This is a genomic window from Streptococcus bouchesdurhonensis (assembly GCF_948472335.1).
The window spans coordinates 168,620-189,389 of sequence record NZ_CAOKTW010000001.1 but is presented as its reverse complement, the minus strand read 5'-3'; the positions used below and the strand labels follow the sequence as shown (position 1 = coordinate 189,389).

16 protein-coding genes are annotated in these 20,770 nt (G+C 35.2%); 6 read left to right on the top strand and 10 right to left on the bottom strand.

Translation table 11 applies throughout. The features are described from left to right. Positions 1-64: 64 nt before the first annotated feature. From QMQ21_RS00905 to QMQ21_RS00885, 5 genes are all read right to left on the bottom strand, one after another. A complete protein-coding gene (locus QMQ21_RS00905; protein ID WP_261813744.1) occupies positions 65-6,289 on the bottom strand; it encodes an SNF2-related protein in 6,225 nt (2,074 codons plus the stop codon). Between the two features lie 47 nt (positions 6,290-6,336). Continuing rightward, on the bottom strand, positions 6,337-6,747 hold the full coding sequence (locus QMQ21_RS00900; RefSeq protein ID WP_125417035.1) for a thrombospondin type 3 repeat-containing protein: 411 nt from the start codon (positions 6,745-6,747) through the stop codon (positions 6,337-6,339). 349 nt (positions 6,748-7,096) lie between these two features. Further along, the gene (locus QMQ21_RS00895; protein WP_033680325.1) at positions 7,097-7,309 is read right to left on the bottom strand and encodes a hypothetical protein; all 213 of its coding nucleotides are present in this window, start codon (positions 7,307-7,309) and stop codon (positions 7,097-7,099) included. Beyond that, positions 7,306-7,869, bottom strand: coding sequence for a DUF3990 domain-containing protein (locus QMQ21_RS00890; protein ID WP_261010939.1), 564 nt, complete (start codon positions 7,867-7,869; stop codon positions 7,306-7,308). Before QMQ21_RS00890 ends, QMQ21_RS00895 begins: the two co-directional genes overlap by 4 nt. Before the next feature lie 145 nt (positions 7,870-8,014). Then, positions 8,015-8,884, bottom strand: a complete 870-nt coding sequence (locus QMQ21_RS00885) for a LysR family transcriptional regulator (protein WP_033680329.1) — start codon at positions 8,882-8,884, stop codon at positions 8,015-8,017. A 127-nt stretch (positions 8,885-9,011) separates the two neighbouring features. Here QMQ21_RS00885 and QMQ21_RS00880 point away from each other — a divergent pair, with 127 nt between their 5' ends. The 6 genes from QMQ21_RS00880 (at position 9,012) to QMQ21_RS00855 (ending at position 14,067) form a co-directional block, all read left to right on the top strand. Then, positions 9,012-10,136, top strand: coding sequence for a LeuA family protein (locus QMQ21_RS00880; RefSeq protein ID WP_173876164.1), 1,125 nt, complete (start codon positions 9,012-9,014; stop codon positions 10,134-10,136). Between the two features lie 2 nt (positions 10,137-10,138). Next, the gene (locus QMQ21_RS00875) at positions 10,139-10,789 is read left to right on the top strand and encodes an L-threonylcarbamoyladenylate synthase (RefSeq protein WP_078352169.1); all 651 of its coding nucleotides are present in this window, start codon (positions 10,139-10,141) and stop codon (positions 10,787-10,789) included. Continuing rightward, the gene (locus QMQ21_RS00870) at positions 10,779-11,882 is read left to right on the top strand and encodes an MFS transporter (RefSeq protein WP_173876162.1); all 1,104 of its coding nucleotides are present in this window, start codon (positions 10,779-10,781) and stop codon (positions 11,880-11,882) included. The genes QMQ21_RS00875 and QMQ21_RS00870 overlap by 11 nt, the downstream gene beginning before the upstream one ends. Continuing rightward, the gene (locus QMQ21_RS00865) at positions 11,872-12,378 is read left to right on the top strand and encodes a YbhB/YbcL family Raf kinase inhibitor-like protein (protein ID WP_033680331.1); all 507 of its coding nucleotides are present in this window, start codon (positions 11,872-11,874) and stop codon (positions 12,376-12,378) included. The genes QMQ21_RS00870 and QMQ21_RS00865 overlap by 11 nt, the downstream gene beginning before the upstream one ends. Positions 12,379-13,292: 914 nt before the next feature. Next, the gene (locus QMQ21_RS00860; protein WP_000201399.1) at positions 13,293-13,457 is read left to right on the top strand and encodes a hypothetical protein; all 165 of its coding nucleotides are present in this window, start codon (positions 13,293-13,295) and stop codon (positions 13,455-13,457) included. Between the two features lies 1 nt (position 13,458). Continuing rightward, on the top strand, positions 13,459-14,067 hold the full coding sequence (locus tag QMQ21_RS00855; protein ID WP_261813743.1) for a hypothetical protein: 609 nt from the start codon (positions 13,459-13,461) through the stop codon (positions 14,065-14,067). Between the two features lie 34 nt (positions 14,068-14,101). Here the strand turns inward: QMQ21_RS00855 and QMQ21_RS00850 are convergent, their stop codons facing one another. The 5 genes from QMQ21_RS00850 to QMQ21_RS00830 are packed head-to-tail and all read right to left on the bottom strand — an operon-like array spanning position 14,102 to position 20,761. Next, entirely contained in the window at positions 14,102-16,915 is a 2,814-nt protein-coding gene (locus QMQ21_RS00850) for a phage tail tip lysozyme (protein WP_261813742.1), read from the bottom strand. Between the two features lie 11 nt (positions 16,916-16,926). Further along, the gene (locus tag QMQ21_RS00845) at positions 16,927-19,284 is read right to left on the bottom strand and encodes a VirB4-like conjugal transfer ATPase, CD1110 family (protein WP_284521028.1); all 2,358 of its coding nucleotides are present in this window, start codon (positions 19,282-19,284) and stop codon (positions 16,927-16,929) included. Next, positions 19,235-19,594 carry a PrgI family protein gene (locus tag QMQ21_RS00840; protein WP_081571467.1) on the bottom strand — a complete coding sequence of 120 codons (360 nt, stop codon included), beginning with the start codon at positions 19,592-19,594 and terminating at the stop codon, positions 19,235-19,237. The genes QMQ21_RS00845 and QMQ21_RS00840 overlap by 50 nt, the downstream gene beginning before the upstream one ends. A 53-nt stretch (positions 19,595-19,647) precedes the next feature. Then, positions 19,648-20,502, bottom strand: coding sequence for a VirB6/TrbL-like conjugal transfer protein, CD1112 family (locus tag QMQ21_RS00835; RefSeq protein WP_001054257.1), 855 nt, complete (start codon positions 20,500-20,502; stop codon positions 19,648-19,650). A gap of 16 nt (positions 20,503-20,518) precedes the next feature. Then, positions 20,519-20,761 carry a hypothetical protein gene (locus tag QMQ21_RS00830; protein ID WP_000627865.1) on the bottom strand — a complete coding sequence of 81 codons (243 nt, stop codon included), beginning with the start codon at positions 20,759-20,761 and terminating at the stop codon, positions 20,519-20,521. Positions 20,762-20,770 lie beyond the last annotated feature (9 nt).

Here is a 20,770-nt window from a genome sequence, read left to right as displayed (position 1 = left end):
CGTTTCTTTCTATCTTTATTCTACCGCGCTTTTCTTTTCTTGTCCGCTATTTGTATCTATTTTTTTAATCTAATTCAAAAGAAAGTTGTTCTTGCTTTTCGTTTCCTTTTTCGTGGAATTGTCTTAAGGCCTGATCAATAATATCTAAATCCGTTTCTGTTTCAATCAATGGCGCGAGTATATCGTATTCGGCCTTTTTTGTTTGATAGTCCTCTTCCTTTGGAAAATTTTTCTCAATTTCTACCTTAGCAGTAATCCATTTATCCTTTAATTCATCCAATAAGTTCTGAGTTTTCACTTGGTCCTCTTTAATGTGATCAATCGTATGCTGAAGTCTTTGAATCGTCCCCAAAGGAGAATACAAATCTAAACTGACAGAATACTGATTTTCTCCCACAATCTTAACAGAGAAGGTTTCAGGAAGAGGTTGATTTGTTGGAAGACTAAGCATTTTAATGTCAAATCCTCGATAGCTTGCTAGGGTTCGGAATTCTTTGCTGTCAGCTTGATTATGACGGATAAGACGGTGTAGGGATTCACCTGCTTCAGCTCGTTGCTCAAAAGCTTGCTTGCCTACTGTCATAGAAAATGCCTGGTCTTTCGACATTTCAGACTGTTGAATGTCGCCTTCATACTTGCTTAATCGTTTCTCAAGAATGGGCATATTTTCTTCACAGTAAGAGATTGTATGACGATAGTGATCCTTGCTGCGTTGAAAGGCACGTCTTTGATTTTCTAATAGGGTCAAATCATTCTCTAGTTCCATCTTATATTTAAGATAAGGATTACCTGTTGCTAGTGCCTTAAAATCAGAAGCTGTCATGGTCTGCTCATCAATATCTTCTGCAGCACGAATTGGCTCCTTAGAAGTCATAATCTGCTTAATATAACGGAGTTTGTTCTCCTGAGTTGCCCATAGATAATTATCAAACGAACCTTTGGTAATGTAGTGGTAAATATCCACTTCCTTATTTTCATTTCCTTGTCGGATAATCCGTCCATTGCGTTGCTGAATGTCACTTGGTCTCCAGGGGACATCCAGGTGATGAACTGCTTTCATCTTGCTCTGAACATTTAAACCTGTTCCTCCTTTTTCAGTTGAGGCAAGGAGAATCCGCACTTCTCCTGCATTGACCTTTCGAGACAAACTATTCTTCTTTTCATCACTATTGGCATCATGTACAAAGGCAATTTCCTTACTAGGGATTCCTCTATCAACTAATAAAGCCTTTATTTCAGAATAGACATCAAAGCCATTATCCTTTTTCTTAGGTGTTCCAATATCTGAAAAAATCATCTGAGTAGCCTTATTTTCCATTCCCTCACGATAAATTCTTTCAACATTATCCACTACCTGAAGCAGTTTATGATTGTCTGCTAGACTATAACTAGAGTCCAATAAACGCATATCAATAGCTAGTTTTCGTGCCTCACCCGTAATTTTTAACATGTTATCCTGGCTCGGATCAACTGTTCCACATTTGACCATATCTGACCTCATAACTAATTCTTCTAAATAGAGTTTCTGGTTTTCAGTTAACTCACTCTCAATAGGGATAATATGAGCTTCTGGAACAGGTAAATCCAACATATCTTGTGTTTGAATGTCGGCTGTTTCTTTATAGATTTTCATCAACTCAGGTAGATTGACAAACTTTTTAAATCGTTTCTTAGGTTGGTACTTATCCCCTGTAGGAGCTAATTCCATAGAGTTTTGAATTTCTCCAAAAGCACCTACCCAAGAGTCAAAATAATCAACTTGATAGCGTTTTAAGATATCTGGTTGAATATAGTTCATCATAGTATACAACTCACTAATAGAATTGGAAACAGGTGTCCCTGTCGCAAAGACAATATTTTTAAAATCATGTTCTTCCTGAATCTGTCGAACCTTCATCTCCATATCCATGTTCTTCTTAGAGGTTGTATTGGTAATACCTGCTACATTCCCAAGTCCAGTAATTGGACGAATATTTTTAAAGTGATGTGCTTCATCCACAAAGAGAAAATCAATTCCTAAGTTCTCAAAATCAATAAAACTATCACGATTGAAACGTTGGAGTTCTTCCAATTGTTTCTCTAGACCACTTATTGATTGTTCTGCTTCTTTAACGGTATACTTATTTTCAGAATGTGTTTTAATCTCTCGTAGTTCATTGAGTTTATCCTCTATATAGTTCATCTGTCTTTCCTTACTGACAGGGATTTTTTCAAATTGAGAATCCCCAATGACAATAGCATCGTAATCTCCTGTAATAATACGTGATACAAATTGTTTTCTTCTCGCCTTCACAAAATCTTTCTTAGTGGTCACAAAGACTTTTTTAGTAGGGAAAAATTTCATGATTTCTTGGCCAAATTGAGCAGACAAACTAGAGGGCACCACATACAATGGCTTATGAACCATCCCCAACTCCTTTAATTTAAACCCAGCACCAAGCATAGTCAAGGTCTTTCCTGAACCTACCTCATGAGCTAACAATGCTCTTTTTTCTTCTACGATTCTTTGAATGGCATTCTCTTGATGAGGACGAAGACTGATGTTTTGTGCCAAGCCATCAATGACTAGATGGCTACCGTCATACTCTCGACTAACTGTTCGATTATAAAGACGATTGTAGCTTTCCTCAATGACTTGTTGGACTTCTGGATACCGTGAGACAAAGTCTTGAAAGAGCTCTTGTAAATGCTGCTCTTTTGCTCTTAGAACAGAGGTTTTTTCCAAATCTGTGATGGTCTTTTTCTTTTCTCCTTCCGTAACAGTCATAGTAATCGTCGGTTGGTTCGAATTAAGTAAATTCTCAAAAATCTTTCTTCCTGTATCATAACGTGACCCACTAACTCCAAGACTACTATCTTTGGCACTTGGATAGCGATAAGCAAATGATGTCCTTAAATGAACCTGCCCATCGACAGGATTCACTTCAATGACTTGTTCAACATCAGGCGAAGACAATTCAAATTCACGGTTAGTAAAACATTCAAAGGCAAATTTACCATAAACGGATTGAGGAATCCAACGTGACCCTATTTTAAACTCAATATCTGCAAGATGAATCCGTGGAGGGCGAACAGATTCTAACAAATCTAAAGCATGTGACCAGTCATATTCTTGATTGTTTTCCTCTACTAATAGTTGAACTACTTCTATCTTGTTGAGAATATCTCCTGACAAAAACTGGTTCTTAGAAATATATTTTCTTTCCCCTCTTAAATAGCTTTCTGGATCCATTAAAACCTGGTCACCTAACTCATCTAAAATAGCAGCTTGGCTATGTTCAGGATAAATTGATACCATATAGTCTAAATCAACCCCTCTACCATCCGATAAACTGGAGTTTAAGGCATCTAAAGCCGTTGATACTCTTGTAATCACTCTCTCTGGCCTAACCAATGCTTTCTCAAAGGCTAAAGATTTTTTATATTTTACTTTCTGATCTTTAGAATCGATGTATTCATCTTCTAAACTTGCTAGTAAGGAATACTTATCGTCACTATCAAATAAGTTCCGATTGACTGAGGCATTCAAGTATCCAAATTGACTTACAAAGCGGTCATAGTCATGATTGAGTTTACTAAGTAACACCTGAAAATCTGTCTGACTATAATCTTGATGACGTTGAATTTCAATTAAGGCTTGATAGGTCTCTCTCAAATCAACCATTCCCCTAATGCGACTAATATCCTTATCCGATAAGGGACTTTCATAAAAGACCGTTTTTTTGAACAGTCCCTTATATTTCCCTCTTTTACTCGCTTCTTCTGACTTGTAAACATCTAGTGCTTCCTCATCTGTCAAATGAAGTTGCACGAATCGGTCTATTTTATGTTCAGACAAAGAACTGTCCCAGGCTTTAAAATCTCCCTTCTCGTCTACATAATAACTAATTTCGTCTACTTTTGAACTTTTTCGAATACCATGCGTATCTCGGTAATAAATTTGATTACCCTCATATCCAAAAGAATAGAGCGCTAAGTCCTCACGTATACGACTTGGGACAGAATTATCCACTTCTTCTTGGATAAAAACAGGTGCTTTCAAAGAATTGTCAATTTGTTTAGGTGCTTCCACATTCTCTAATGCTTCCATTATATCAGTAGCTAATGTTTCTGATACCCTCTTAACATTGAGGGTTCCTCCATTAAAATTACGTACCTCATATTCACCCAAAACTTGTGTGTTGTATTTCCCATCAAAATAAGGATTGATCCAGACACGCTTATCCTCCTCAAAGAGAATAGAGCCACTAAAGACAAGTTCCTCTTCATTAAGATTCTTTGCTTGATTCTTTTGAAAAAAGAGGAGATCTGTGGTCACTCGAGTACCTGCAATCTTTTTAAAAGCCGTATCCGGCAAACGAACTCCCCCTAAAAAATGAGTGTTGGATTTAATCTCTTGTAAGACATTATCTGTCCGTTTATCCATTGTCCCAATAGATGAGATAATCGACACTTGTCCTCCGTCTCTTACTAAATCAAGTGAGTGTTTGACAAAGTAATCATGAATCATATAAGGTTTATCATAGTTTTTATCGGCAATGCGAAAATTTCCAAAAGGAACATTCGTTAAGACTAAATCAAAACTATTATTTTGATAGGGAACTTCTTCAAATCCTCGCACTTCAATATGGACATTTGGATGGAGTTGTTTTGCGATTGCGCCAGTCACACTGTCTAATTCAACCCCATAGAGTTCTGATTTATCTCGTATACTTCTAGGCATAGCCGCAAAGAAGTTCCCAGTCCCCATAGAAGGATCTAAAATCCTTCCTCCCTCAAAACCATCATCCAGTAACTTTTGCCAAATCTGGCGAATAATCATTGGGTCTGTATAATAGGCTGTGAGAGAACTTTGTTTCATAGTGGAGTATTCTGATTTACTTACTAAACTCTTAAGAGTTAAACGTTCTGTTTCATACTTTGGATTGAGTTCATCGAAAAATTCATTAGCAAGACCACCCCAGCCGACATACTTGGCTAGTAGTTCTTGTTCTTTTGGATTCGCTTGTCGTCTCTCTTTTTCTAATCTTTTAACAAGTTCAATAGCTGCGATATTCGTTTCAATCTTTTCTCGATTTGTCTTAGGATAAAAGTCCTCTAAATCATCTGGAAAAACAAAATCTAGAACAAGGACATCCGTCTCTTCTATGCCTACAATAAGCGTTTCTGTTTCCTTATCCTTTTCCTTTTCATTATCCTCTTCCAGATAGGAAAACAAATCTATTTCCTGGCTTCCACTTGGTGATTCAATCTCAATATCTGAATCTTCTTTTTCAAGTTCTACATGAGACAATACTTGTTCAATCTCTTCCAAACTGTTCAAGTATAAGATAGGATTCTCTTCAAATAACTGGTTGGAATAACTGAATAGCTCTAGGCGAACTAAGTCATTTAACTGAGCATTTTCAATCGAAACCAATTGAAATACTTGTCCTTTATAACTTACTTGTGAACCGATTTGATATTCTCTCAAAGCTTCTTCTACAATTTTATCTACTTTAGATAGGGAATGAACTTCCACATTTTCTTCTACCTGGTCAATATTATCTAAAGGTAAGACTGCTTCCTCTACTTGCTTAGACTTTTCTCTTATAGCCTTTACTTCATCAAAATGAGTAATAATCTTCAGCTTTTGTGTCAGTGATAATTGTTTGTAGTTTTCTTCATGATGGACAAAATCCGTAACAGTATCTAAAGTAGCCATCAATTCTGAACCCAAATAGGCTAGAACAGCTCCTTCTTTTTCTTCAAAATGAATCTCAAGAACTTCTTTTTTAAGCTCTTTTGAGTCAACCATTAGAAGAAATTCCTCTATATCTCTACTAATACGGTCAGATAGATTATTCGCAACTCGATAGACGTTGACTAAATTGACATCCTGATTCTGATGAAATACAAGCTCACTTAGTTGTTCTAGCTTTTCTTTTTCAGATTGGATGTAAAATCGAGTGGAAAGATTATAGGTTGCGACTTCTAGCACCAAGTTTTTCTCAAAATTACTTAATTGGGATAATTTACCTAGACCTGCTTGTCCAAAATTTCTTGTGTAACTTTCTAAATCTTGATTATTATTTTCAGAACTGGCCTCTAGGAAAGAAACAATATCTTGATCAAAAGAATAGACGTGAGGAATCTCTTCTATCTTGCCCTCTTCAGCCAAAAAACTCTCTACCAAATCCTGCCATTTCTCATCAAAATGTTGCGCTTGATAACGAAGAAATAGGTCCATTTTCTCCCTATCTTTTGGAATTGTTCCACGAAACATAGCCAATAATTGTATTACTTCCATACTCGCTCCTTTCATCTATACGAAAATAGGAGAATCACATGATTCCCCTACAACTCTATCTCCATTTCAACCTCTTGAGGACTGGTTTCTAAATCACTAGACAAAAGAGAAACGGCATCTGTTCTCATGTAGTAATTATATAAGTCTTCAAGGTCTTGTTGGTTTTCAATCCCTGTTTCAATACTAATCAGAGCCTGTATAAATTCCTTGTAGTGACTCTCCATCATATCTGAAATCTTTTGTTTCATTTCCATAAATACTGATGTCGGTTCAGTTATACTTGTTTGTTCCATGTCTTGTAAATCCTTTTCTAAGGGATTGGTTCCTTCTTCTACTTCCACTAAATCTGAACGACCATCACCATCAGAATCTGCGCTAAGAGGATTGGTTCCTAGCGCCAATTCTTGAGCATCAGTCAGTCCATCTTGATCCGAATCACGTTGATAAATGGCTTCCATATACTTCCTTCTTTCCTAGTTAATCTTTTTTCACTCCAATCCTACCAAATATTCCTTGAAAGAAGTATCACAAATCGAGTAGAGGATAATCTCTAGCCCCTCTCACACCACCGTACGTGCCGTTCGGCATACGGCGGTTCAACTAACTTTTAACGCATGTCGTTCAAGGTAATAATCCAAACACGAAACCAGTCCACGTTTTTCGAGGGTGCCCACGGAGGATTTACACCTCAGACGCACGACATGCCCGTCGTACACAAAAAACGGTTCATTACCTAATATGGTAATGAACCGTTTTTGAGAATATAAAGAAAGATTTGGATTTGATAAACCTAACTCAAATTACTTATTAATGTACTGAGTAACGTTTTGCAATATCCGCGATATTATCAGCGATAAGGTCTGAAGTCAAATGAGAGCCTCCATTATCCAACTCTTCAAACCAATTCTTCAATACAACATTTGTGACAGAAGAAACAGTATCAGGAGTAATGCGATAATTCTTCCGTAAAAACTGTTCTACCTCAACTCTAAGAGCTTGTTTTTCATTTGTCAAAATCATATCGTGTCCTCCTCAACTAAGATTAGTTTATTTGCAATTTTTTGATCACATATACAAAGTTGTGTATCACCCTGATATTTTCCCAAAAGAATATCAGCGGTTTTTTCTAAGGAATTTACTCCCTTGAAATAGTCATCTAAAGTGACTTTCAAACGAGTAACTTGACCATCAAGAACTGGGCCAAATACTGCTGAAAAATTATGAAAATTAATTCCAGCCTTAGCGTCTAACTTCAATCTATTTTTATAAACAAACTGAAAGTATTCTTTATCAATTTCAAAAATCTTCGTTTCAACATCATTAGAATCTTGAAACTGATAACTTAAAACAACAGGCTTTACGTTTGGATTAAAAGGAAGTTCATCTTTTGTTTTTCGCTGAGCCCATTTAACAGCCTGATCAAATTTAGATGTCACATAAAATCCTATACCAAAATCACAGTTCCGTTTACTATGATAAACATCTATTCCATCTTTTAAAGATGGAACCTGAGTAGATGTCGTTCCGTGATACCAAACGGCTGTGTTGCTAAATTGATTACTAAAGCTTAACTCTCCCATAAATTAATTATATCATTTTACTATAATTTATGCACGTACTATTTTATAAATTTCATCTCTCATTAACTATTTTCCGTTTTAGTCATTAATCCATTGATTAATATGTAAATCAAAAATCACTAATAGTATCAGTGACCTTTGATTCTTAAATTGAATTTTGCTCCTTTAAAATAAAGTCCTTAAACGCATTATTGAAAATAGTGATAGCCTTAGAAGCTTTTCTGCTCATTAAGTAAGTAAAAGAAACGGGGGTGGTTACTGTAGTGGTTTCAAGATGAGCAATCTTATCTGTAAAAGTCTTTTTTAAGTAAAGGGGCAGAAAGGAAATGCCTTGATTCATTTCTATTAGTTTGGCAGTTACTGTAATATCATTGATAGTAGTGAAATCGGCTTCTGGAACTAGCTCAATGATTTCTTTTTTTAGATTTTCCCAATAGACGGGGTGGTTATCGGATAATATTTTATAGTTTTTAAATAATTGTAATTCGTCGCATTTTACTGTTGTTTTAGGATAAAAGAGGGCAATCTTTCCTTCACAAATTTGTTCGGATATGATTTTTTTACTATATGGAACTTCTCTATCAATACCAATATCGAATGTATTCGTTTCAATAGCTTGTTCAATATGGCTATTTAGCACGGATACAGAGATATCAATATCTGGATAGCGCTGAAAGAATTCCTGTAAAAATTGTGGTAAAAGGTATGTGGCAATGTAAGGAGATACGGCTATTTCTATATGAAATTGTTGTTTTTTATTTTGTAGCCTAATCTTTTGAATACTTTGCTCATAGGTTTGTATAAGATTTTCAGCAATCTCTATAAATTCTCTTCCAACAGCAGTTAGTGTCAAGTTTCTTCCCACTGTTTCGAAAAGTTGAACTTGAAGGTGCTTTTCTAATTTCTTAATTTGTTGATGTAGTGTTGGTTCGGTAAGAAATAGCTCTTCGCTGGCTTTACGATAATTGAGATGTTTTGATAATACCAAAAAAGTGTAATACCAATCTAAGTTCATAGTTACTCCTATTTATAAATTTTTTCTTAATGATTTCTAAACTTTTTTCAAATTTTAAAATACCTTGATATAGTATACCATATTATTACAGATAGGAGCTCGTATCTAATAAAATAAGGAGTGAGGTATGATATACATTCAAGATAATACAATTAGAGATGGTATGCAGCAAACGTCGATTAAGAAAGATGTTGCAACTAAGAAAAAGGTTATTACTGAGATTAGTAAATCCAAAATTCATTCGGTTGAGATTGGTATGTGTGATACTATTCAAGATTTGAATATTTTAAAAGGCTATATGCGTATATTAAGAAAAGATCAATCTGGGGTAGTTTTAACTCGCTTGATTGAGAGTAGTATTGACTTAGCATTCCAGCTGTATAGTATGTTTCCTAATACGGTTATTAAACTACTGGTACCTGTTTCTAAGATGCATATAACCGAAAAATTAAAAACTAGAGAGGATATCTATCTAAAACGCTTAGAGAGAATTTTGGATTATTCTAAAGAAAAATCACTGCATGTAGATATGGTCTTAGAAGATTCAACACGTGCTAATAGAGAATTTTTATTCCAAGTATTAGATATTGTTTCAAACTATGAAGTAGGATTTGTAACTTTAGCAGATACTGTTGGATGTTCTACGCCAGATGAATATGGAAAAATGTTTAGTGATATTCATAGTAGATTTCCAGCTCTAAAGTTATCAGCGCATTGTCATAATGATTTAGGATTAGCAACAGCTAATACAGTAGCTGCGATTATGAATCATGCAAGTCAGATTGAGACAACCTTTTTAGGAATTGGGGAACGTGCTGGTAATACATCTTTAGATGAGGTGATTGCTATTTTACAAAAGAAGAAGTTTGATGAAATTGACTTTGATTTGCAGACTGTATATCAACTGTCTATAAAGATAAGTGATATTTTAGAGTATGATGTAGCACCCACTAAACCAATAATAGGGAAGAATGTCTTTGTACATGAATCAGGAATTCATCAAGATGGAACTATGAAAAATATTGAAATGTACCAGTATTTATTGCCGAATGAATTAGGAATTCCTAATTCCACTAATTATACAATTAGTGGAATATCTAGTAAAAAGGTTTTATATAGATATTTTGAATCGTTAGTAGGAGGTGATGTCAATATTGATGAACTAATAAGTTTTTATAGAAAATTGAGTAAAATTACTGATAAGCTTAGTCCAGAAGATTGTTTAGAATTGTTTAAATTAGAAAGAGGTTAATAGTGAAAATTTTAGAATTAAATCAGGAGAATTTAGAAATTCTCAAATCTAAATTAAACGCTGGATATCCCATCATAGTTCCAACAGATACTAACTATAATTTGTGTTGTCTTCCAGATAATAGGATGGCTATTAACCGAATTTTTGAATATAAAATTCGGCCTAAAAATAAGCCTCTCTCTATTTTCATGTCCAATCCTAATGATTGGGAAAAATATGGTAAGACTTCACAAACAAATTTAATGAAATTATTGGTCGATGAGTTTTGGCCAGGAGCACTAAATATAGTGGTAGAAAATATTAGTCCATTTCATTATGCAATAAATGATAGTTCCACAATTTCCTTGGGATGTGTTCAAAATGAAGTTTTTAGAGAATTTGTAGAATATTTAGGAGGAGTAGTTGCAATTACCTCAGCTAATATCTCTGGAACAGCTGATGACCTACTTATCACAGAGGAGGTCGCTGATGAACATATGGGAGATAAAGTTGATTATTTGTTAAAATCAAATGTAGAATCATTGGCTACTAAATCAAGTACTATAATAAAAGTTAATGATATTGGAACTGTCACTATTTTGAGGGAGGGAGATATTAGCAAAAAAGAAATCCAAAATGTATTACAAAAGGAGGGATATGTAATTGAAAAATAAGTTGGGAATAATATTCTATCGGATTTTATCAAGGGCATATTTCTATTTACCCTTTTTATTAATAATTTTATATTCAAAAGGATACTCAATTATAGGTATAGAATTATTGATGTCTTGTTATGGAATAGGAACGTTTGTAAGTTCTACTTTTATTAAAAGGTACATTAGCAATATTCCATCAAAGAGATTATTAATTCTGAGTGAAGTTGTCAAATTAATTGGATTAGGGTTATTAAGTTTATCTGATAGTACAATTTTAATTGTTATTGCTCAACTATGCTTAGGAGCAAGCTATTCTATTGGAGCTGGTGAGGATACTAATCTTATCCAGTACTTCTTAGATTCTGAAGCAACTGATTTTCAAAATAGAACAAATGGCTATATGTTCATCTCATTATTATTTTCTGGAATTATTGGGGGGACTCTTTATAAACTAAATCCTAATTATCCGATTTATGCCACGATTATTGCCACGATTATTAATACAATATTACTTTCTTTATTAGTACCTCTAGATTATAAGAAAGAGCAACGTGAATTTAGAAATACTACTAAATATCATTTGACGAATTTTGAAAAATATTGGGTTGGTCATTATGTTTTCCTAAGAGGAATCATCCTAGGACTATTTACAGGATTTTTACCATTTTATTTTTTTACAGATCTGCATATTTCAACTCAATATTTTGTCTTAATATTGGCTTCATACACTTTGATGGGAAATATCTCCTCGAAATTTTTTGTTAATAAGAATAGATACTTTTCTTCCGTACTATTGTTCCCATCTTTGCTATTATTTCTTACCAACAATATTATTTGTATTTGTTTAGGTATGGTTTTATTGGGGCTATCATCTGGAATTACTAGACCTCAGACTATTAAAATGTTAAAAGAGAGTAATAGCAAATTGTCTATTGTTCTGAAAATTGCAGAAGTGTATTATGCTTGTTTTAATATCATATTTCTTATGTTAGGAGGTCTCTTATATTTAAATTTTAATTTTGAAGGGGTAATATGTATGTCGCTAATCGCTTTAGCTATTTATTGTATATTTAGCTTTATAATTCTTAAAGGAGAAAAAAATGAAAATTAAAACAACATTTAATAATATTTTACCAAAGGAGTTTGGAAAGGAAGCAAAAAGGGAAGATATAATGCAAGGAAATCCGGTTCGTTCTTTTGCGTTTGAAGTTGATAATTTACCCAAAGGTACTGAATATATCGCTTTTACTCTTATTGATTATGATGCCATTCCTGTTTGCTCTTTTCCTTGGATTCATTGGAGCGTTGCTGATTTAAAAGTTAATGGTGATAGTATTCAGATTGAAGAAAATATGAGCCGAATTGGTCAATTAATTCAAGGTAAAAATAGTTTTTCTAGTCAATTTTTAGATGGTGATTTTTCTGAAATTGATACAATGTTTGTTGGACCGACTCCACCTGATCGAGACCATAACTATACTTTAAAAGTGTTTGCATTATCAGAGAAAACAGGACTTAAAAATGGCTTTTGGGTTAATGAATTACTAAATAAAGTAAAGGATTTAACTTTGGGTACGGTTGAGTTAGACCTTATTGGAAAATGTTAAAGTCATAATTGGTAAACCTAAATAAATTAAACGTTTAGGTCTTGTTATTATCTTGTAAAACCAGTAAAGTAGCTAAATCTACTATTTTTAGGGGAGTTAGTCACAAAGAAAATCAAACAGTTAGACTGACTGTTTGAGTATGAAAAAAGCAGATAAAAAATCCCTTGAGTAAATAACTTGAGGGATTTTAAAGGTTGGGATAGGGTATTGAAAAGCTCGTACAAAGTATAATAAAAACCCCCACCAAAATTTGAAAATCTATTGAAATGTATTGAAGTTTATTAGCAGAATACATAAGTGGAAAGCTTAATTTTAATACATTTAGAAGATTATTGAAAAAGAAATATCACACTTTCATTCTTATTAAAATTCTTATAACTGTATTTTGAATGATTTTCCCAAACCAAGCATCCCTCTCTCTTATAAAATATATACATTCAGTTGTATGAAATGTAATATTGTTCTTATCAGACTTGAAACTTTTACTAATCCAACTATTTATCTTATACATTTAATTTAAACCTATAGTATCCTATTTTCTTAATATTCTACAGTGTAGGTTGTTTGGAGCATATCATCAACAAAAAAGAGAACGAGCCAAAACTTCGTTCTCCTTAAAATATAAAACATTACTATTAAAGTAAAAAAGATGGCTTACAGAACCTGTAAGCCACCTAGTCAGTCGGTTTATTCTGGTGTCCGCCACCGCTTGGCCCTTATGTCCAAGATTACTATCAGATTGACCGTGAGCCAACCACTCATCTACACCATTATTCTAACGAATATGAGCTACAAATGCAAGAGAAAAACTTATTTTGGATTTATACACTATAGAAAACATACACTATCTTCAGATTGAACTTTTGTTCAAAATAAGCTATAATGAATTTAAGTAGAAACAGGAGGTCGAACAAATGGCTACAATCAGTTTAACACGTGATATAAAACTAACAAACGAAGATGCTCTAAAAATTCTTAATCATAAACCATCTAAAAAGCTACAAGCAGTCTTGAAATCTATTGAATCACAGGACGCTACCGCTCCAACGAAAAATAAACTCATTTCAAAGTATCTGTAAGATGACAATTCAAGTAACACCACTTAAGCAATATCTTGAAAATATTCAAGTGCTAGCTCCTGATAAAACTGAGAAACAAGTTCAGGAGCTATTTAAAACTATCATTTTAGAAAATGTTGATTTCAACGGTAATGAAGAGATGTTGACTTATCTATCTGATAAAGCTCCAAATTTTGAAAAACAACATCGTTCTCGTAATTTTATCGTTGAAGAAACTGAAACAAATAACATCTTAGGATTCTTTAGTTTATCTCTCAAAGTTGTTGATATTTCTGATTTAGAGAAATCCTTAAAAAAGAAACTCGTCCTAAAAGGGAAAAGTCCCAAAAATATTGATTATCTCCCTGTGTTACTTATCGGTCAATTCGGCAAAAACACAAAGCTAAATAAACTATCAGGACAAGATTTATTTGAAATTGTAATTCAAAAAATTGAAGAATTTCGAGCAATTGTAGGAACTCAGATGATATTTTTAGATAGTATCAATCATCCTAAAGTCATTCAATTTTATGAACAGTTCGGATTTGTTGCTTACAGTCAATTGATTAAAGACGATCATCAAGTAAGTTATCAGCCTATGGCATTAAATATGTCACTCTATAAAAAATAAGAATCATGTCACCTAAACTGATGACATGATTCTTTTATTTCGTCGTATAGGCAAAACTAATGGAACTATCTGCTTGCGAGATTTTTCTAAAGGTATAGTTAGGATTGCCACCATAGTTGGTTTCAGAAACTAGAAAAGAACCATCATCATAGACTTTCTCTACAAAAGACACATGACCATAGTCTGCTGGTGTGCCATGTGTACCTCCCACAAAAGAAACAATGGCACCTGCTCTTGGTGTAGAGCCAGTTTCCCCACCAAGACTTGAAGCTGTCGCAACCCAGTCCTGACCATTTCCCATGGTATTAATGATTGAAATCTTCTCTCCGTTTCTACCTTTTAGCTTTAATCCTAACTGGTTCATACGAGCCGCAACACCCCATGTACATTGTCCATAGGCATAGGCCATACCATCTCCACCACCAGGAACAGAATGATCATACAAGTCCCCACGAACCCCTTCAAGGGATTGCGGGTCACTTTTTGCCTGTCCTCCATTTGTTTGGCTGAAGCCTTTTTCAATTTGGTAATACCATTCCGTTGCTCTGGTTTGTCTTTCCAGTAGTTTGTCACCAGAATTTCCCTCCCAATAGGTAAGGAAGAGTTGGGCCAGATTGGCTGCACTGCCCGTATTTCCAAAGAAATCCTTTAACCAACTTTGATAGTAAGGACTATCCCCGTGAAGCATAAAATCAAGTTGGAGGTCTAAATCATACCACTTCTTATTTTTGGCGTGTGCATAATTCAACAAGGCTGTATGACGTGTTGAACCATCTGCAGTATCCGTCCATTGCCCTAAACCCAAACCTCTATGAATAATATTAGGATAAGCACCTCCATAAATGGCTGGACCTCCAATCGCTAACCAGCTTTCATCATCCCATGAGGAATCGGTAGCGCCAACTGGAGGAGATAAATAATCTCCTTCAGCTCGTTTTGGATTAATAGAAGACTCTACAGACCAATTTCCTAAAATAGCCGCAATGGCTTGGGGACTTGCGCCTTGAGATTTCAAAAAATCATAAATATGTTTTGCTCGTTCAAACTCATCCCCACCAAACTGACCAATGGCAGGTAAGATAGTTGTCTGAAGTTGAATGACTTTGGGAAAATAAAATTGCGGATTGACATACACCAATTTTTCTTTCTTGTTCTTATACTTTTGATAGGAAACTTTCAAACCTGTATCGTCTGGTGTTTCACCAATAATATCACCCGTTAGGACTCTTGTCCCCTCAATCGCACGGCCATTATGAATAGAATACAAGGTTAATCGACTCTCATTCTCTCCTTTTCCGTTAGTGAGAATTATATTGTCACCATCTAGAGATACAACTCCATCCATTGGTGCGACAATCGTTTGGTGAGCCTTCGCTTCTAGTAGTATGTACTCCTGAAGGGTAGGTTTGCCGTCTAAATCATAGTATCCATAACGATAAGTCATGGTTAGACTATCTTCGTTACTTTTCCCCTCAAATGGATTGTCCAATTCCTGCATGGAAGCATACACACCTTCTTCTTTTAGTTCCTTCATTTCCTCTTGATCGTCTGTCGATAGTTTATACTTAGGAGTTTCATAGAGGTCTTGCATGGATTTCAAATCTTCCCCATCGTTTAAATCATGCCACAAAGTAGACAGATAATCCTTGTAAGTTTCTGAACTAAATAAGTAAACTGGTTTGTGTAACTCATAGTCATGGAATTTAAAGTTCATATACCCCATCACATCATCAACTTTTGTGTAATAAGTAATGCCTTTATCATTTGTTCGAGTATGTTCTGCATCTTCCCAAGTTAGGTGGGTATAAGCTTTAGTCAATTCAAATTCATCTTGTTGAATCAAACTAGCAGATGAAAATCCTAAAAAGAAGCTCATCATAAGTAAGAGAAGAAAGACTAATCCTCCAACTATCCATGTTGCAGGATTTCCAGCCGCAAATGTAAAGAAGGAAAAGGCTGCTTTTAGTTTTTGATAGATATTTCGGACACTTGTAAGACCTTGTTTCTTTAATTTTCGAAACCGATTTTTAAAGGAACTTGGATTCTCTTTCGCTAGTTTCCATCCTTTTCCATCCTTAAAATGATGGTATCGCTCTTTTGTGTTGGTCAGTCTTTTCTTGGTAAAACGACCTGTTGCTTGTCCTGTTTTGACACTAGCTTTTCCAAGATTATAAGAAAGCCGACTGTAGCGTTTTCCTTTTCTAATGGTCTCTTGAAGCGTGCGATAACCTTCTAAATCTTCATTTTCTGAAGCTAACTCTCCTCCTTCACGTCCAAGGACATAAAGAAAAGTTTTTGCTTTCCTACTGACTTTCTTGGACTTATAGGCTTGTTTAGTAGATTTTAGATTCTCTTTTGCGACCTTGACTTCTTTCTTAGCTTTTAGTTCTTCTAGATTCTTCCCGTGAAAGAAAAAGTTAGATTTTGCTTTCGATTCCTGACCATAAAGAAATTTTTGGTTGGTTTTTCTTTCTTTACGCCTCTCTTTTCTTTCTTCTTTTGCTTCTATCTTTGCTTCCTTAAATTGCTTCTTGGCTATTTTCAATCGTTTCCTAGCATGAGGCAATCGTCTGTCTCTTAATTCTTTGCGATTCAAAAGAGATGGAGGACTATTTTGAAGAATATGATTGTAGTCTTCATTTGCTTGTTTTACTCTAGCCTTTGAAGCTTCTCTCATCTCCTCTAGCTTTTGCTTTATCTCTTTTTTCCATGCTTTTTCATCCAGTACAGCGGAATCTTTTTTCTGTTTCCTTACCTCCTTCTTTCCTTTTTTCAAGAATTTCTTCTCATCTTTTAGACTTCTTCTAAATGCCTTTCGGGCACGTATAATTTCTCTTTTATCCTTCATTTACCTTCCCCTTAATTAGAAGCCATTTTATCAGGATCTGTACTCATGATATCAAACAATTGTGTACCTTGAGGAATCTTATTTTTAAAGGGAACGACAACTGAACCAGCTTTTATTAGTCCTGCCCCTTTTTCTGGATTGACTAGGTATTTTTCGAGTTCTTTTGACAAGCCTAAGAGTTGAACCAGTTCTTCTCGGTCATTTTTTGCTTGCTTGAGGAGAATCATAAATTCACTATTTGCAATAATCCGTCTACCATTTGGATCTAACAATAAGGTTTCGACGTTTTGAGTTATTCCAGTCGGACTAGCTCCATATTTTCTGACACGACTCCACAATTTAAAGAAGAAATCACTGGCATATTTATCTAGTAAGAGAAGCTGCATTTCATCAAAATAAATCCAGGTCTTCTTCCCTAATTTTTGGTTCCGAACAACACGATTCCATATCTGATCAAAAACAACCATAAGGGCGATTTGTTTCAGCTCATCTCCTAACTTCTTAACGTTATAAATCAAGAAATTAGATCCTGTCTGAATATTGGTCTTATGAGAAAAAATATCAAGAGAACCTTCGACATACAGTTCCATATCAAGTGCCAAATTCTGCGCTTCTTCTTCTGGTTGTTGACTCAAGACAAAGACCCATTCTTCCAAAGAAGGCTCTTTAAATGACTGATAGGTAAGTCTGGTAACTCGGTCGATAATCGATTTTTCTCTTCCATCCATTTTTCTATCCAATAACTTGCCGATAAAGGATAAAAGAAATTCTGATTTTACCTTTACAGGATCTTCATCCATATTTTCCTCAGACAAGTCAAGTACATTGAGATAAGTCTGGGAGTCGGGCGCAATATCAATCATTTCTCCACCAAAAGCTCGTCCAATGACACTGTATTCTGCTTCTGGATCCACGATGATAATTTCAGTATTTTCCCCAGATTCCTTGATTTTGGTCGTGATAATTTCATGCTTGGTTGCCATCCCTTTCCCAGCTCCAGATGTTCCTAAAATCAGACCAGACGGTGTATTTAATAGGCTGCGATCAATGGTAATAATATTACTTGATATTTGATTGATACCGTAATATTTCCCACTACGGTCTTGTAAATCTACTGAAGTCCAAGGTGAGTTCACTGCTACATTAGATGTTAATAAACTCCGTGATACGCCCTCTAAAAAATCACAACCAAATGGCAGCAAACTATTAAAGGCTGCTTCTTGCATATATGGAAGTTTATCAATCATTAGGTCATTTGAGCCGGCCACTTGTTGGATAGTGTCTAGGGATTGTTTGAGTTCTTCTTCATCCTGACCAAAAACCCCAATCAAGAAGACCGTTTGAAATAGTTTATCTCCTGTCTCGGTCATGGTTTTTAAGAGTTCTTCAGCTTCATCGATATTGCTTTCTAATACATGACCTACTTTTTCCAAATAGATACCTGTACGAGCTAGTTTTTGTTGTTCCCCAATCTTTTGGGATTCCATCAAGGTCTTCTTTGTTCGTAGTTTCTTCATAGCATCCGCCTTAGTCGAACTTTGAGCATGGAGGCTCACAATCAATTCCAAATCTCCTTGCATGAGGTCTCGGATAAACTGATCACCTAATTCCATGCCGTAGTCTCTCACATAGACAATCTGTAATAAGCGGTCATTGATTTGTAGGTAATTCTTGTTTTTAAAATCCAAGAGATTAGGCGCTATGAAGTGACGAGTTGTCTGACCAGATCTCGTTAAATCACGATAAGAAAAAGGAAGATGGTGTTCTCCTCTAAGCATATCCGCCAACAAGTTCACACGTTCTTCTCCAGCCAAGGATTCAAAGCGAGCATCAATTTCTGAGAAACCACTCTTGAAATATTCTCCAATTTGAGACAAGGAACGATAGGCTTGTTTGGGATTAGAATCCTTTCTACCAAAGCTAATCAGTTTCACAGCTGAAAAATTATTTTCCCCACTGTCTAAATTCTGATTCATCATCCGATTCAGTTCTTTACGATAGCTATCATACCCATCTTCTTTTTCCTCATACAGAACACTCTGTCTAAACTTTTCTAAATTCAATCTTTTATTAAAGATGGTCAATTGGAAGTTGGTTTGGTCATCTAAAGAGTTAATCAAATCAGAATACTTCTCAATGATTGCGCCCTTATCTTCTAAACCAACGGTCTGGTAATTGACATCACCAAGTAAATAGCTTTGTGAGAAATAATCTTCTTTCACCTGCATCAGACCATTTTGATACAGGGCTTGATAGGAAAGAGTATTAGCCGTTGATGGTAACACTTCCTCTTTTTTTCCTTTAACTACTTCTTTCTGATTAGTCATTGAAGTTTTTTGTTTCTTTAATGTATTTGATTTTCTTTTCATGTTCAGGTCCTTTCTTTCCTGTAATTGTGCGTAGGGGAACCGTTAATTCAAAATGAAGACGGTATTTCAAATAATGTTCAAAATATAAATCATTGGGTTTATAGACTCCAAAAAGCATGAGGGGGATGGTAAAAGCAAACACAAAACCGTAAACAAACCAATCTCCAAATTGCCAGTAAAAGAGATTCAAGCCCAAGACAATAATTGTGACAATAAAGGCTGGTAAAACAAAGATGATTTGTCTTGTGGTGAAACCTAACCAAGCCCTGTGTTGGTATTTTGAGATGTCTTTAAAGACACGTGTATTCATGACTTTCCTTTCTAAAAAGGCTAAGAAGCATTCACTTCCTAGCCTTTATCTAATTACATACCTAAGATTGAGCGAGCCGTACGTTGAGAACCAACGAGGGCAATAATCAGTAAGATAGCTTGTACCAAACTACCAAACATAATCGCAAGTGATTGCAAGACTCCTGCACCATTTGAAACAGCTATTTTCCCAGCAGATTCAAACAAAGGAACAAGAGAAACAATCAGAAAAATAAGAACCCCTTGTACCGCATAGACCATAATATTTTTTAAATAGCCAATACCAATAGACTTCCATTCATCACTTAAAAATGTTGGAATCGTAAGAGGGGCAAATGGAATCATAAGGTAGAGTTGAATAAATCGAATAGATACCAACAGATTAACCATGGCTGCACTTACTATCCGAACAAGCCAAATGAGGAGGGCGAAAAAGCCCACAATCATCCGGCCAATAAATCCTGAACCTTTTAAGCCAGAGATGGTATCATACTTTGCCCCACCGTGAGCCACAATCGAGGCCACTTGTTCAATGGCGTGACTCGCAATCCCGATGATGGCTTCTACAATCACGGTAGTATTGGTAATTACCACTGCGACCATAATATAACTAATCAACATCGGCGCCAATGCTTCAAAGGTCATCGCTCCACCAGAGTTAGCAATTTTCTTTGCCATCTTCGAAAATTCTAAGATGAGAACAACTGATAAAATCGCAACTCCAAGAGGCTGCATGACACTTTTAGTAATACTAGACATATAAGTCCAAACAGTTGGATTGTAGCTAGATAGAGATTTAATCAGATCTACCGTAGATTGTAAATCCACATTAAATCCTTCAAATAAATTTTCAGCTGATATTTTTTCAGATGCAAGGTAAACAAAGGGTGAGACTAAACTAAGATTCATGTCATTGTTTATCCTCCTAAATTGAAATTTGAGTTACAAAGGCTCCAGCAGCCCCTACCATAACACCACCGACAATTTCCAGAATGGCATTCCGAACACCTGGTCCACCATCTTTAATGTTGGTTGCAAGGTTAACAATCCCTACAACAACGAGAAAGGCACCAACCGCAATCAATCCCTTCTGTAACAAAGACATAGCTTGTGCAAACATGGCACTTGCGTCTACTCCATAAACAAAACCTTTAAAATGCGTAATCATCTATTTCCT

Excerpts from the sequence above, each read along its gene's own strand:
- QMQ21_RS00905 (WP_261813744.1), bottom strand. The coding sequence starts at position 6,289 with ATGGAAGTAATACAATTATTGGCTATGTTTCGTGGAACAATTCCAAAA.
- QMQ21_RS00900 (WP_125417035.1), bottom strand. The coding sequence starts at position 6,747 with ATGGAAGCCATTTATCAACGTGATTCGGATCAAGATGGACTGACTGAT.
- QMQ21_RS00895 (WP_033680325.1), bottom strand. The coding sequence starts at position 7,309 with ATGATTTTGACAAATGAAAAACAAGCTCTTAGAGTTGAGGTAGAACAG.
- QMQ21_RS00890 (WP_261010939.1), bottom strand. The coding sequence starts at position 7,869 with ATGGGAGAGTTAAGCTTTAGTAATCAATTTAGCAACACAGCCGTTTGG.
- QMQ21_RS00885 (WP_033680329.1), bottom strand. The coding sequence starts at position 8,884 with ATGAACTTAGATTGGTATTACACTTTTTTGGTATTATCAAAACATCTC.
- QMQ21_RS00880 (WP_173876164.1), top strand. The coding sequence starts at position 9,012 with ATGATATACATTCAAGATAATACAATTAGAGATGGTATGCAGCAAACG.
- QMQ21_RS00865 (WP_033680331.1), top strand. The coding sequence starts at position 11,872 with ATGAAAATTAAAACAACATTTAATAATATTTTACCAAAGGAGTTTGGA.
- QMQ21_RS00860 (WP_000201399.1), top strand. The coding sequence starts at position 13,293 with ATGGCTACAATCAGTTTAACACGTGATATAAAACTAACAAACGAAGAT.
- QMQ21_RS00855 (WP_261813743.1), top strand. The coding sequence starts at position 13,459 with ATGACAATTCAAGTAACACCACTTAAGCAATATCTTGAAAATATTCAA.
- QMQ21_RS00850 (WP_261813742.1), bottom strand. The coding sequence starts at position 16,915 with ATGAAGGATAAAAGAGAAATTATACGTGCCCGAAAGGCATTTAGAAGA.
- QMQ21_RS00845 (WP_284521028.1), bottom strand. The coding sequence starts at position 19,284 with ATGAAAAGAAAATCAAATACATTAAAGAAACAAAAAACTTCAATGACT.
- QMQ21_RS00840 (WP_081571467.1), bottom strand. The coding sequence starts at position 19,594 with ATGAATACACGTGTCTTTAAAGACATCTCAAAATACCAACACAGGGCT.
- QMQ21_RS00835 (WP_001054257.1), bottom strand. The coding sequence starts at position 20,502 with ATGAATCTTAGTTTAGTCTCACCCTTTGTTTACCTTGCATCTGAAAAA.
- QMQ21_RS00830 (WP_000627865.1), bottom strand. The coding sequence starts at position 20,761 with ATGATTACGCATTTTAAAGGTTTTGTTTATGGAGTAGACGCAAGTGCC.